At 41.7% G+C, this 12,148-nt stretch carries 17 protein-coding genes; 4 read left to right on the forward strand and 13 right to left on the reverse strand.

Annotated features, from left to right (window positions below; translation table 11 throughout):
* Window positions 1–40: 40 nt before the first annotated feature.
* Entirely contained in the window at window positions 41–670 is a 630-nt protein-coding gene (locus ABG082_RS11845) for a helix-hairpin-helix domain-containing protein (RefSeq protein WP_348936120.1), read from the reverse strand.
* 90 nt (window positions 671–760) lie between these two features.
* Between ABG082_RS11845 and comER the strand changes: the two genes are divergently transcribed.
* Window positions 761–1,609, forward strand: coding sequence for a late competence protein ComER (comER, locus tag ABG082_RS11850; RefSeq protein WP_017367635.1), 849 nt, complete (start codon window positions 761–763; stop codon window positions 1,607–1,609).
* A 47-nt stretch (window positions 1,610–1,656) separates the two neighbouring features.
* Here the strand turns inward: comER and ABG082_RS11855 are convergent, their stop codons facing one another.
* Genes ABG082_RS11855 through ABG082_RS11890 form a run of 8 tightly spaced genes read right to left on the reverse strand, consistent with a single transcriptional unit; the run spans window position 1,657 to window position 6,674 of the window.
* On the reverse strand, window positions 1,657–2,400 hold the full coding sequence (locus ABG082_RS11855) for a class I SAM-dependent methyltransferase (protein ID WP_017367636.1): 744 nt from the start codon (window positions 2,398–2,400) through the stop codon (window positions 1,657–1,659).
* Window positions 2,397–2,753, reverse strand: a complete 357-nt coding sequence (rsfS, locus tag ABG082_RS11860) for a ribosome silencing factor (RefSeq protein WP_008342502.1) — start codon at window positions 2,751–2,753, stop codon at window positions 2,397–2,399. Before rsfS ends, ABG082_RS11855 begins: the two co-directional genes overlap by 4 nt.
* Window positions 2,754–2,765: 12 nt before the next feature.
* Window positions 2,766–3,329, reverse strand: a complete 564-nt coding sequence (gene yqeK / locus ABG082_RS11865; RefSeq protein WP_348936121.1) for a bis(5'-nucleosyl)-tetraphosphatase (symmetrical) YqeK — start codon at window positions 3,327–3,329, stop codon at window positions 2,766–2,768.
* Window positions 3,319–3,888 carry a nicotinate-nucleotide adenylyltransferase gene (locus tag ABG082_RS11870; protein ID WP_045034392.1) on the reverse strand — a complete coding sequence of 190 codons (570 nt, stop codon included), beginning with the start codon at window positions 3,886–3,888 and terminating at the stop codon, window positions 3,319–3,321. Before ABG082_RS11870 ends, yqeK begins: the two co-directional genes overlap by 11 nt.
* 13 nt (window positions 3,889–3,901) lie before the next feature.
* Window positions 3,902–4,192, reverse strand: coding sequence for a ribosome assembly RNA-binding protein YhbY (gene yhbY, locus ABG082_RS11875; RefSeq protein WP_008342507.1), 291 nt, complete (start codon window positions 4,190–4,192; stop codon window positions 3,902–3,904).
* Entirely contained in the window at window positions 4,186–5,028 is an 843-nt protein-coding gene (aroE, locus tag ABG082_RS11880) for a shikimate dehydrogenase (protein WP_025207652.1), read from the reverse strand. Before aroE ends, yhbY begins: the two co-directional genes overlap by 7 nt.
* Before the next feature lie 21 nt (window positions 5,029–5,049).
* Window positions 5,050–6,150, reverse strand: a complete 1,101-nt coding sequence (gene yqeH, locus ABG082_RS11885; protein ID WP_348936122.1) for a ribosome biogenesis GTPase YqeH — start codon at window positions 6,148–6,150, stop codon at window positions 5,050–5,052.
* 2 nt (window positions 6,151–6,152) lie between these two features.
* Window positions 6,153–6,674: a YqeG family HAD IIIA-type phosphatase gene (locus ABG082_RS11890; RefSeq protein ID WP_008356191.1), complete on the reverse strand. Its 522-nt coding sequence runs from the start codon at window positions 6,672–6,674 to the stop codon at window positions 6,153–6,155.
* Between the two features lie 362 nt (window positions 6,675–7,036).
* Between ABG082_RS11890 and ABG082_RS11895 the strand changes: the two genes are divergently transcribed.
* The gene (locus ABG082_RS11895; RefSeq protein ID WP_003217327.1) at window positions 7,037–7,177 is read left to right on the forward strand and encodes a sporulation histidine kinase inhibitor Sda; all 141 of its coding nucleotides are present in this window, start codon (window positions 7,037–7,039) and stop codon (window positions 7,175–7,177) included.
* 136 nt (window positions 7,178–7,313) lie between these two features.
* Here the strand turns inward: ABG082_RS11895 and ABG082_RS11900 are convergent, their stop codons facing one another.
* The 4 genes from ABG082_RS11900 to ABG082_RS11915 form a co-directional block, all read right to left on the reverse strand.
* Window positions 7,314–7,463 carry a hypothetical protein gene (locus tag ABG082_RS11900; RefSeq protein WP_003217499.1) on the reverse strand — a complete coding sequence of 50 codons (150 nt, stop codon included), beginning with the start codon at window positions 7,461–7,463 and terminating at the stop codon, window positions 7,314–7,316.
* A gap of 78 nt (window positions 7,464–7,541) precedes the next feature.
* Entirely contained in the window at window positions 7,542–8,270 is a 729-nt protein-coding gene (locus ABG082_RS11905; RefSeq protein ID WP_272511720.1) for a GDSL-type esterase/lipase family protein, read from the reverse strand.
* Window positions 8,271–8,341: 71 nt separating this feature from the next.
* Window positions 8,342–9,082, reverse strand: coding sequence for a polysaccharide deacetylase family protein (locus ABG082_RS11910; protein ID WP_272511721.1), 741 nt, complete (start codon window positions 9,080–9,082; stop codon window positions 8,342–8,344).
* 166 nt (window positions 9,083–9,248) lie between these two features.
* On the reverse strand, window positions 9,249–10,370 hold the full coding sequence (locus ABG082_RS11915; RefSeq protein WP_060781208.1) for a tetratricopeptide repeat protein: 1,122 nt from the start codon (window positions 10,368–10,370) through the stop codon (window positions 9,249–9,251).
* A 231-nt stretch (window positions 10,371–10,601) separates the two neighbouring features.
* On the opposite strand from ABG082_RS11915, the gene sigK reads away from it, so the two are divergent.
* Together sigK and ABG082_RS11925 are read left to right on the forward strand one after the other, a co-directional pair.
* Window positions 10,602–11,330, forward strand: coding sequence for an RNA polymerase sporulation sigma factor SigK (gene sigK / locus ABG082_RS11920; RefSeq protein ID WP_058014952.1), 729 nt, complete (start codon window positions 10,602–10,604; stop codon window positions 11,328–11,330).
* A gap of 321 nt (window positions 11,331–11,651) precedes the next feature.
* Window positions 11,652–12,137, forward strand: a complete 486-nt coding sequence (locus ABG082_RS11925) for a hypothetical protein (protein ID WP_272511722.1) — start codon at window positions 11,652–11,654, stop codon at window positions 12,135–12,137.
* Window positions 12,138–12,148: the final 11 nt, after the last annotated feature.

Raw genomic sequence — 12,148 nt, forward strand, 5'->3', positions numbered from 1 at the left:
TGGTATTAAGTGTACATGCCTTTCTTCTATACCGTCAATTCTACTTGACCGTCAGTTGATTTTTCAGCCGTTCAATGGTCTTCTCTCCAAAACCCGAAATATTCCGCAAATCTTCAATTTGCTGAAATTCTCCATGTTCTTCTCTATACGTAATGATGGCTTCCGCTTTGGCTGGGCCTATGCCGTTAATGGTCTGCAATTCCGCTGCATCAGCTTGATTGACATTCACCCCTTGACTCTGTTCATTTCCCGGCGGCGTATCAGCCGCTGCTGTTTGTCCCTGCTTGTCAGCCTCCCCCTTCTTTCGTACATAAATCATCATACTATCCTCTAATTTTGCTGCTTGATTGATGTCAACTGTATCTGCCTTGCTCGTAAAACCACCTGCTCTTTTAATGGCTTCTTCAACTCTGTCCTCAGCCATAAATGCATAAACGCCCGGCTTCCGTACAGCTCCTTTGACCTCTACTACGATGGATGTTGGCTCTTTTTCTGCACTCTCTTGTTTTTCTTCTAATGTGACTTGCGTTTCATGTTGTTCTTTCAATACACCTGGCTCGGCGCTGCCTTTCTCTTTTCCTGCTAAAAAGAAGAAACAGATGATGACGAGGATAATGATTCCCGCTATCAGATAAAGACTGTATTTTTTCAACGAAATGAGCTGCTTCACTTGTTCACGCTTCTTTCAATCATATTTTCACGCTGCTTCACATACTGTTTAGAAGATAACAGATCCTATGCGTCTAAGGAGGGAGAACGTTTGAATATAGGGTTAATCGGTACAGGAAACATGGGTACCATACTTACTGAGGCATTTATTGAATCAAAAGCAGTCAATCCCTCATCCATCACCATTACAAATCGGACCATCGAAAAAGCGTTCAATATAAAAAAGAATCACCCAGAGGTCGAAGTGACGAAACAGCTTTCAGGAGCTGTAACAGATAAAGATTTCATCTTTGTTTGTGTCAAACCACTTGATATTTATCCGCTTTTAAAAGGACTGAGCCCACTTTTAAAAGAACAGCAAACCATTGTCATCATTACAAGTCCGGTTCATCCTGAACAGCTTCAAGACATTGTTCCTTGTCAAACAGCCAGACTGATCCCAAGCATCACCAACCGCGCGTTATCAGGCGCATCACTTTTAACATTTGGTTCATCATGCAATGTCACGACAAAAGCAGCGCTCAGACAACTCGCTTGCCGCATTTCAACACCAATCGAAATTCATCATTCAATCACACGGGCAGCCTCAGATATTGTCAGCTGCGGTCCTGCCTTTATTAGCTTTCTTGTTCAGAAAATGATTGAAGCCGCTGTTGAAGAAACGGATATTTCAAAAGAAGAAGCCACCACCTTATCAGAAGATATGCTTGTAGGACTTGGCCGTTTGATTGAAAAAAGGGTGTATACCCTGCCTACACTGCAAGAGAAGGTGTGTGTAAAAGGCGGCGTCACCGGCGAGGGTATTAAAGCACTTGAAGCAGGTGTTCAAGATATGTTCCATCAGCTTTTCCAGAACACTCATGACAAGTTCGATGAGGATGTAGAAGCGGTTGCGCATCAATACCCGCCGAGTGTGTTTACTGATGATCTCAGAAATTAAACATGTTCGCAACAAGCGAAAAAAGGGTTTTAAAAAACCATCGTCCATTAAACGATGGTTTTTGGTTTCTTCGCTGAAATAAAATACCTTTCGGCCAATTCCTGAGGTGCTTCATTTGTAAAATCAGCGGTCACTTCAATCTGTTCAAAACCAGCGGACTCAAGGAACGCTGCATATGTCTCAAAAGGAAATGTACGCTGTTCGTGCGTTTCATCATAACGCTCATACACGTCTCCGTCTTTTACAAAAAAGCTTAAATCATGAATGACCGAATATGGATGATCTCCTTGATCACTCTGCCAAATATAGCTGATCTCTTCATCTTGATCGGCATAAGTAGAGCCAGGAAATACCTCTTCCATTTTATAAGGGGTATGAACATCAAACAATAAAACCCCACCTGCCTCTAAAAGCTGAAACATGTTTTTAAAGGTTTTTTTGACGTCATTTTCGTTTTTTAGATAATTCAAAGAATCACAGCAAATAACCGCTGCTTGAAAAGTTTGTTCAAACCCCTCAAGCTCTCTCATATCTTGATGTAAAAATTGAATAGACTGCTTATGAGCCTGTGCTTTTTGCTGCGCAAATGCCAGCATCTCTTCACTTAGGTCAATTCCTGTGACCATGTGGCCTTTTGCAGCTAACCGAAGAGAGATCTCTCCAGTTCCACAACCTACATCGATAATCGCACTATTTGGCTTGATATACCGCTGTATCCACTGAACCCATTCATCATAAGGGGCATGTGTCATGAGCTCATCATACACACCTGCAAACCCTTGATAAATCATGAGTTAATGCCAAGCGAAAGCGTTTCTCTCGGCGCATCTCCCCAAAGCTTCTCTAAGTTATAGTATCCTCTTTCCTCTTTGTGGAACACATGAGCAATGACATCTCCTAAATCAATCAAGACCCATCTTGCTTCGTCAAAGCCCTCCATCTTTTTAACTTCGATGCCGCCTTCTTCTGCAAGGTGTTTCACTTCTCTTGCAATGGCCTGTACTTGTTTGTCAGAATTCCCGTGACAAATGAGAAAATAATCTGCAACAAGTGAGATCCCTTGCATATTCAGGGCAATAATGTCCTCTGCCCGTTTATCATCGCACGCTCCTGCTGCGATGTTTAAAATTGATGATGCATCCATCAAAATTCCTCCTTAGTTGTTCTTTTGCACAAGTGAGTTATAAGTAGCAAGTGTATCCGGGAAAACTGGCTGATTCTTTTTCATTAAAAAGCTGACGGTGTTTTTTAAAGATTGAATCAAGGCAAGATCCAAATCCTGCTCTGCTAACTCTCTTACTTCCTCTACACCAGGAAAATGGCGCCCTGGCTCTATATAGTCGGCGACATAAATAACTTTTTCAAGCAATGTCATGTCCGGTCTGCCGGATGTATGGAATTCAATGGCTGTTAAAATATCCCGGTCGTCAATTCCAACTTCTTTTTTGACCAAATAGGCACCAACTGGGGCATGCCAAAGCTCAGGTGAATATTTAAGCAATAGAGGGTTCATCTGTTCTTGCTGGATGATGCCCTCCATTTCTTCTTTCGGTCTAAATTTAGCATAATCGTGGAAAATAGCCGCAACCTCTGCTTTTTTCACATCTGCACCAAAACGTTCAGCTAATGAAATGGCCGTCTCCATGACCCCAATTGTATGTGTATATCTATGCTCTGTTAACTGCTGTTTGACACAGTTTAACGCTTCTTCACGATTCATATAAATGATGCTCCTTTATATAACACTCAACAGCTTTCGGAATCAAATAATCAACAGGTTTCCCCTGCTTCATTCGCTGCCTAATCAATGTCGATGATACATCAAAAGCCGGAACATCTGCAAACAAAAGAGGATACGCCGTACTTCCTTCATAACCTGGTCTTTTCATCCCAATAAAGGTGATCATCTGAAGCAAATCATCGATTCTGTGCCATTTCGGCAAATACTCGACCATGTCCGCTCCAATCATAAAAAAGAACTCATCTTCAGGATGGCGCTTCTTCAACAGCTCAACTGTATCTACTGTATAAGATGGGCCCTCCCGCTCCATTTCAATAAGCTCAACTCGAAAATGAGGATTTGACTGAATCGCTTTTTCCACCATTTTTACGCGGTGATGACTCTCTGCTCGTTTTCGGCCCGTTTTATGAGGGGGCTTGTGATTTGGGATAAACCAAATTTCATCAAGCCCTACTTGGAAACGCACCTCACTTGCCATCAGCAAATGCCCATTATGCGGGGGATCAAACGTACCGCCGAACAATCCTATTTTTTTCATATCATATCCACCTTTACGGCAGCTTAATTTGTTTATTTTCCTTTGATTCCTTATAAAGGACAATCACATTTCCGATCGTTTGAACGAGTTCAGCTTTTGCACCTTTTACAAGTGCTTTTGCAACCTCTGTTTTGTCCTCGTCGCAGTTTTGCAATACGCTGACTTTCAAAAGTTCTCTTGCTTCAAGCGCCTCGGAAATTTGCTTGACCATATTGTCATTTACCCCGCCTTTTCCAACTTGAAAAATAGGTGATAAATGATGTGCTTGCGCACGTAAAAAACGTTTTTGCTTACCTTTTAACATGGTGTTCCTCCTAATTTCTCTATGACAATTGACTTCATTTTTCGGGCGTCAGGTGTAATGCCCGTCCACAGTTCAAAGGCTCTTACCGCCTGACCAACAAACATGCCGACGCCATCGACTGTTTTCAAACCTAACCCGGCTGCTTCGCTTAGCAGCTTTGTTTCTATTGGATTATACACAATATCACAAACGACCGCTGTTTTTTTTGCGTTCGCTAAAGAAATTGGGGTTTCTTCAACATTCGGATACATACCAATCGAGGTCGTATGGATGATGACATCATATTCCCCAAGCCGCTCTTCTGCTGTATTTAATGCAATGGCACGAGATGTGATTTTCCCATCGGCACTTTCAATTAAAGCTTCAGCTTTTTCAATGGTGCGGTTGGCGATATCAAAGTGTTTCGGTGCATACTCAGCAATTGTCGTGTAAATCGCTCTTGCTGCTCCACCAGCACCAAGCAGGAGAAATGACAGCTCTGATAACGGCTGATCCAACGCTTCAAGCAATGAATGAAGAAAGCCTTCTCCATCTGTATTGTACCCAACGAGCTGATCTCCTTCGAGCCGCACCGTATTGACGGCACCAAGGCGTTCAGCTGTCACATCAATTTTGTCGAGGTACTTCATGATTTCTACCTTGTGCGGAACAGTGACGTTAATGCCGCTGATTCCTAACGCTTTCATGCCGCTAATCGCATCTTTCAGGTCATCATTTTCTACTTGAAAGCCATGATAATGTCCATCAATTCCAGCATCCTTTAATGCTGCATTATGAATATCCGGAGACATTGAGTGGCCAACAGGGTTACCGATTACTCCGTATAAAGGTTTCAAGGTCTCTCCCCCTCTGAACATTTAAATTAACGAACGTCTCATAAACACGTACACGCCTTTTGGCGCATACACTTTGATTTGTTTTCCAGCATCATTCGCAGTCACCCAGCCCAATCCTGAAAAGACAATGTCCATTTTTGGCTGATCTATGGTGAAAGTGTGCGGAACGAGCGGCGGGAAATCTTCCATCCCCTCTTTTGATGGCGGTGAAAGCAGCTCACCTGCATGCTTTTCATATAAGTCATCTGCATTCTCCATCTTCGTTCTGTGAATGTTGAGTTCATTTGGCATGTAGCAGACAAAGGATGTTCTGCCGCCTTTTACATAATCAAATCGTGCCAGTCCGCCAAAGTAAAGCGTTTGAGCTTCATTTAACTGGAACGTTCTCGGTTTCAATTCTTTTTTCGGCGTTAAAATCTTTAAGTCATTTTTGCCGACATAGTGCGCCATTTGATGGCGGTTGATGATACCCGGTGTATCGAATAAAGCAGACCCGTCATCAAGCGGGATTTCAATCGCATCAAGTGTTGTCCCTGGGTATTGTGATGTGGTAATCACATTCTCTTCTCCAGACACCTCTTTGATAATGCGGTTAATAAATGTTGATTTCCCAACATTTGTACAGCCGACAACATAGACATTTCTGCCCTCACGGTAATGATCAATTACCTCCATAACCTCAGGCACACCTTGTCCTCTGCTCGCACTGATTAAAAACACATCAATCGGATTGAGCCCATTTTCTTTTGCTTCCCGCTTCATCCATTGAACAAGACGGTCTTTTTTCACGGATTTCGGTAAAATATCTACCTTGTTGCCGACAAGTAAAATGGGATTACCACCAACAATACGGCTCAGTCCATTAATCCAGCTTCCGTTAAAGTCAAAAATATCAACGACCTTGACGATCAGAGAATCAGTCTCGCCAATGCTGTGTAAAATATTTAAAAAGTCGTCTTCTGTTAAAGACACATCCTGAATTTCATTGTAGTTCTTTAACCTAAAACAGCGCTGACAGATCACATCTTCTTTCAATAGAGATGCTGCCGGCGCATATCCTAATTGATCTTTATCTTCCGTCTGAATGGCTACACCGCAGCCAATACAAACAACCTTTTCCATTATTACTCTTCCTCCCACTGAATGTGGCCCTTACGCTTTAAGGCTCCTAAAATTCTGCGTTCAATCTGCCTGTTAAACTTCGTGAAAAATCCGTCCGATGCCGCAACAGGTACAACCAAAATGGTATGGAAGCCATGCCTGTTTCCGCCAAGCACATCTGTCATAAGCTGATCGCCAATGACAACCACATCTTCTTTCTTCAATTGCATATCAGCGACGGCCTTATTAAAGGCTCTTCCCATCGGTTTTCTCGCTTTATAAATAAACGGGATATGAACCGGCTCAGAAAAAAGCTTGACCCTTTTTTCATTATTGTTCGATACAATCGTCACCTGTATCCCGTGATCTTTCATCTCTTGAAACCATTCAATTAAACGCGGGGTCGCACTTGGACGATCCCATTCTACTAGTGTGTTATCTAAATCCGTAATAATTCCTTTTACATTTCGTTCTTTTAGTTTTTGCGGCGAAATGTGGAAAATACTTTTCACAAATTCATCCGGTAAGAAATACTTCTTTAGCACAATTTGCACCCTTTCTTCCATTGGTTTTTCAGCGATTGTGTCGAATCAAATCACAATTTGTCTGTCTATCGAATACAACGAAAAAGTTTTCGACATATGATGAGGACCTTCAACAGGTGTGGATAATTTTACACACATTATCCACCTATATTTCATCACGCTTTCATTCAATTATAAACACTCTACCCACAAGTTATCCACTTAACCATGTGGATAACAGAACGATTGTTCTTGTTTCCCATTCATGGTAGATTAAAGGTACTTCAAAGACATTCGATCAACCTATGATGATATGTCTTTTCCTCAAGTTTTATGCCAACTTTTTCAGGGGAGGTGTTTTTCCCATCATATGGGTTTCTAGTATGAAAAAGCTGTCAGATGATTTACTTATAGAATCGTATTATAAAGCAAATGAAATGAACTTAAATCGCGACTTTATTGAATTAATTGAGACAGAAATGAAAAGACGTTCGCTCGGGCATATGCTCTCTGTTTCCTCTTAATTCCATATATCCAGGAACCATGCCTCCCGAGCACTCTCCTTTTTTAAACTCAGGTGACTGATATTATATCACTTGCGCTATAGGCTTACTACTATTTTCCGTAAAAAACACCCCTTCTGATCAAAGAAGAGGTGTCTTATTTGCAAGGCTGTTCATTCCAAAACCATAACCCTCCACCTACGACCAAAATGACGACAAGGAACACAACAAGAAAAGCGTAACCGATTCCTGCTCCTTGAGCTGGATAAGGTGAACACGCAGGGTAAGGATAAGGACATCCCCACATATCAGTTACCTCCTTCTAAGAAGATATACTGTTAGACTATGCTGGATGGATCGTCTTGTTTAGGCTGATGGCCTGCATTTAAAAATGTTTAATGACATCACGCTCTTTGATTTCGTTATAAATGATTCTTGCCCCTTTTGGTGTCATATGATTGCCAGAAGGGTCAATGAGGCCAGACTGAATCAAGGCGTTGTCACTATCTTCACCCGCTTCTCGGATGAACGCTTTCCAATTGTCGACAAGCGGCACTTGCTGTTTTTCAGCTACTTGTCTTGTGATGTCATTGTATGAGTTTTGCCAAGCTCTCGCCCCGCCTCTCTCAGCAAAATAAGATGACTTATATCTAGAGTAATAATACAAGCCCTTTTTGCCTCCTTCCACCACAGGCACGCACGTCATGAGGATCGGGGTAATTCCCTCTTTCCTACTTGCAGAAATGAAGTAGGATAAGTTTTCTTTAAATCGTTTTTTGGTCACACGGGGATGTTTGCCGTCTAGAATCGCCGCATCATTTGTACCGAACATGATGAGGACGTAAGTTGGTTTTTGTTTTAAAATATCCTGCTCAAAGCGAAGCTTCGCATCTTCCGTTGTCTGCCCGCCAATTCCGGCATTCTGTACCTTGATTTGGCCGCGCTCGACATTTTTCATGAGATTCACCCATTTTTCAGATGTTGGATAATCTCGAAAATCCCAGTTCGATCCTCTTGTGTTACTGTCACCAAATGCAATCACACTTTCCTGCGCTGGTTTTGAGCACCCAGCAGCAACACATAACAGGATGAAAAGGAAAACAAATTTCTTCACAACATTCACCTCCAAAAGCCCTCTTCATATAGTAAACGACAAGACTTTTGGTTTCAATGAATGACTGTTTCTTATTGTAATTGAACCGGCAGATAATCTCTGTCATGGTGCAGCAGTTCGCTCACTTTCACAAACTCATAGCCCCTTTTCTTTAGTTCAGGTATGACTTGTTTCAGCGCTTCTACTGTCTGCTTACGATTTCCTCCGCCATCATGTAAAAGGATGATATCACCGCCCTGAATATTCTCAATAATACGGCTGGCAATTTTGTGTGCACCTGGCCTAGACCAGTCCTTCGGATCTTGCGTAAAGGACCACATCACGACATCGTATCCTTGCTTTGAAAGAATGCGGAATGACTTCATCGTCAAGCGCCCGCCTGGGGGACGAAATAATAAGGGTCCGCCAGGCTGGAGAGAAGCGATATGAGCCGCTGATTCTTTTAATTCTCGCTTGATTTCTTTCGATGACAAAAGGTCAAAATACGTATGGTTCATCGTGTGATTGCCAAGCTCATTTCCTTCGCTCACAATCCGCTCTGCGAGCAGGGGATATGCATGAATACGGCTCCCGATGACAAAAAAACTGGCATTCACTTCATGCTCTCTCAGTACATCTAGTATTTGATTTGTGTATACCGGATGAGGCCCATCATCAAAGGTTAACGCAATCTTTTTCCGTTCCTCTCTCATGTCCCAAAAGGCTCGTCCCGTTTTTTCTAGGTCGATTCTTTTTAATGTACGCGCCTCTATGTTATCAGGAACAAAAGCGCATAATACCAATATACATAACAAGATATGCAACCCTTTCATCAGACCGCCTCCACAGAACATCATTACACATTAAATTGCCCGCTTTCTGATGAATTCATTCAAGTTTCGTGATCGTCTACGCTTCTTTTTCACATAAAAAAAGCCGGCCCATTAGGCCCGCTTTTTGTCTCACGTTTGGTTTCTCTCTTCAACTGTCGAACGTTGCTTAGAATTCATACAGACACTCTCCTTCTTGGATTTGATTTTGAGCCCATAACAATTTTTGATAATACTGGTTGGACTTCTGGTATTGTTGAGAGGCTTCTAAGGCTGTCGCAATTTCTAGTGAGATATCCTCTATATAAGAGTATAGGCTAAGTTTTTCCAAATAATCAATGGTTTTTTGCAGTTGTTCTTCATTGATTTCCTGAACATATAAAGCATCCAGATACTCAAACATATGACAGAACAGCTGGTCTTCATGCTTCTTTGCGGCCAATTTCCCATCCTCTAATATGCGCCTTGCTTCAGTCTGCTCATTTTGTCTAAAAAGCAGCTTTGCCAGTGTATAAAGTGTATGAGGCAGCGTGGGAAGCAGCTCTTTTTTGGCGAGGTCAGCCGATTCGGTTAAATATCGTTCTGCTTCTTCTCGATAACCTAACTCCCCATAACATTTCCCTAAATTATAGAGCGCTGAGCTATAAATGCGCGGGTGATCAATTTCGGATGCGAGTTGTTTCGCCTTTTTCAAGTGAGGCAGTGCTCGATCTTTACGTTTTAAATCTTGATAATTTCCCGAGATGACAAAGAGGCACTGAATAATGCGAATGGAATATGCATCATGCTGATCGTATATTTCAAGCGCTTTTAAAATATGGTGCATGGAGACATGCGTTTGTTTCATTATATAGTAGGCTTCTGCTACTTTAAAATGAAACTCGGCCTGCTCAATATCATCAAATACCATAGACAGCTGTTTTTCTGCCATTCGATAATATTTGACGGCCTCCAAATATTCTTTTTGACTAAACTCATGCATGCCACGAAAAAATGCATGGTAATAATGCAGCATATCAGATAACTCATGATTGGAATTTTCGATTTTATCGACAAGGTTAGATACTGAGAAAGGTTGATATTTTGAAGGGTGTATATAGTCGAGCATAATTTGGTGCCGAAAACACATGAGCTGATAATAAATCAGTAAATGCTGGTCCTCTTCCATACGTTCAATTTCCGCTTCTACTTCTGCTTTCAAGATTTCCGCATCTGGAACACTGAACTGCCGTATCATTCGATACCATTCATTAATTTTCATACCGACATGTGAAGAAAGAACCTTCCCCATGTTCCGAAAAAACCCCTTCCTTTTCGGTCTAATATTACATATTTTAGCACGCTTCTAGACCGCCAAGCACCGCAAAGAAACCGCAAACATATGAGAGGGGCAGCAAAAACATACCCACAGAAGCACGTTTCTTTCAAATAAGATGATTTTTTCATCGTACAGACACAGACAATCCTTCCTTCACATACATTTGAGGATATAGGCAGCGGCCTAAACATGGTGGAGGTGAAAATCGTGGCAGGAGTATTTACAGCGATGGGATTGATGGTCAAAGAATTGGTGTTTTTAGTGTCCTATGTCAAAAACAATGCCTTTCCACAACCCCTTTCGGGAGATGATGAGAAAAAATACTTAGCCCTCATGGCAGAGGGCGATGAACACGCAAGAAACATGCTGATTGAACATAACCTTCGGCTCGTCGCCCATATTGTCAAGAAATTTGAAAATACCGGGGAAGACGCTGAAGACCTCATCTCCATCGGGACGATCGGACTCATTAAAGCCATCGAAAGCTATTCCTCTGGAAAAGGAACAAAGCTGGCAACATATGCTGCGCGGTGTATTGAGAACGAAATCCTCATGCATTTACGCGCACTCAAAAAAACAAAAAAGGACGTCTCTCTGCATGACCCCATCGGTCAGGATAAAGAAGGAAATGAAATTTCATTAATTGACGTCTTAAAATCAGAAAATGAAGACGTGATTGATACCATTCAGCTCAACATGGAGCTTGAAAAAGTAAAAGAATATATCGACATTCTCGACGGCCGAGAAAAAGAAGTGATCGTCGGCCGATTCGGTTTGGACTTAAAGAAAGAGAAAACGCAGCGGGAAATAGCCAAAGAACTTGGCATATCGCGGAGTTATGTGTCTCGGATAGAGAAACGCGCGCTGATGAAGATGTTTCATGAGTTTTACCGGGCAGAGAAGGAGAAACGGAAGCGGGAGAAGGGGAAGTGATTTGAATTTTGTAAAAGAATCCTTCATGTTAGTGGATAAAAAACAGACCATATGAGGTCTGTTTTTTATTTTATCTCTAAGCTAATGTCTTTCTGTATTACTTATTAAAAATAGTTGTATGTCCATTTGGATTGATGGATATTCCTGCATACCTTTTATCTCTTCTTGTTTAAGTCCTTCCTTTTTAAGTGCATCTTCAAATTATTAATAAACATATCCCCATGTCCCGACAGCTCCTTATAGAAGTTTTGATGTTTCGGTACCTTTTCCAATAAAGTCCTCACCTAGACTAGTTCCTCATAGTGTTTGACCCTTGTATTCATGGCACTGTTTAGTGATTTAGCAGGATCTTCCTTAGAAGAAATCACTTCTTCTGGCGCTACCGGAGACACCGGGCCAGTTTCAACATTATCAAAACCTATTTTCTTTAGAGGAACCAATACCGGATTTACAAGATTAGCAGGTTCACTAGGTCAAACATCGGAAGTTCTTCCTTATGTGGTTTCTGGTATTACAGGGAATTTAGTAGCTTTATCAGGAAGTATAAACGCAAATAATTTAACAGCTGGCACATCATATACCTATGAAATGGTTATTAACGTTCCAAACAATACCGGTACCCCGTCCCCTGCTAATGTCCTTGCTACAGTGTCACTTGTTTTGACCGCAACGATAACTGGTACTATTAAATTTTCAAGTAAACCAACAGATGTAGGCGCCCAAAGTGTCCTTGGCTCAATTAACTTTATATCTCCTACACCGGCTACAAGCGCTGTTTATACTGTTTTTGTAAGAACTGATGTTTAACATTAGATACG

The sequence above is a fragment of the Bacillus sp. BS1807G30 genome (assembly GCF_040047675.1).
Classification (GTDB): Bacteria; Bacillota; Bacilli; order Bacillales; family Bacillaceae; genus Bacillus; species Bacillus altitudinis.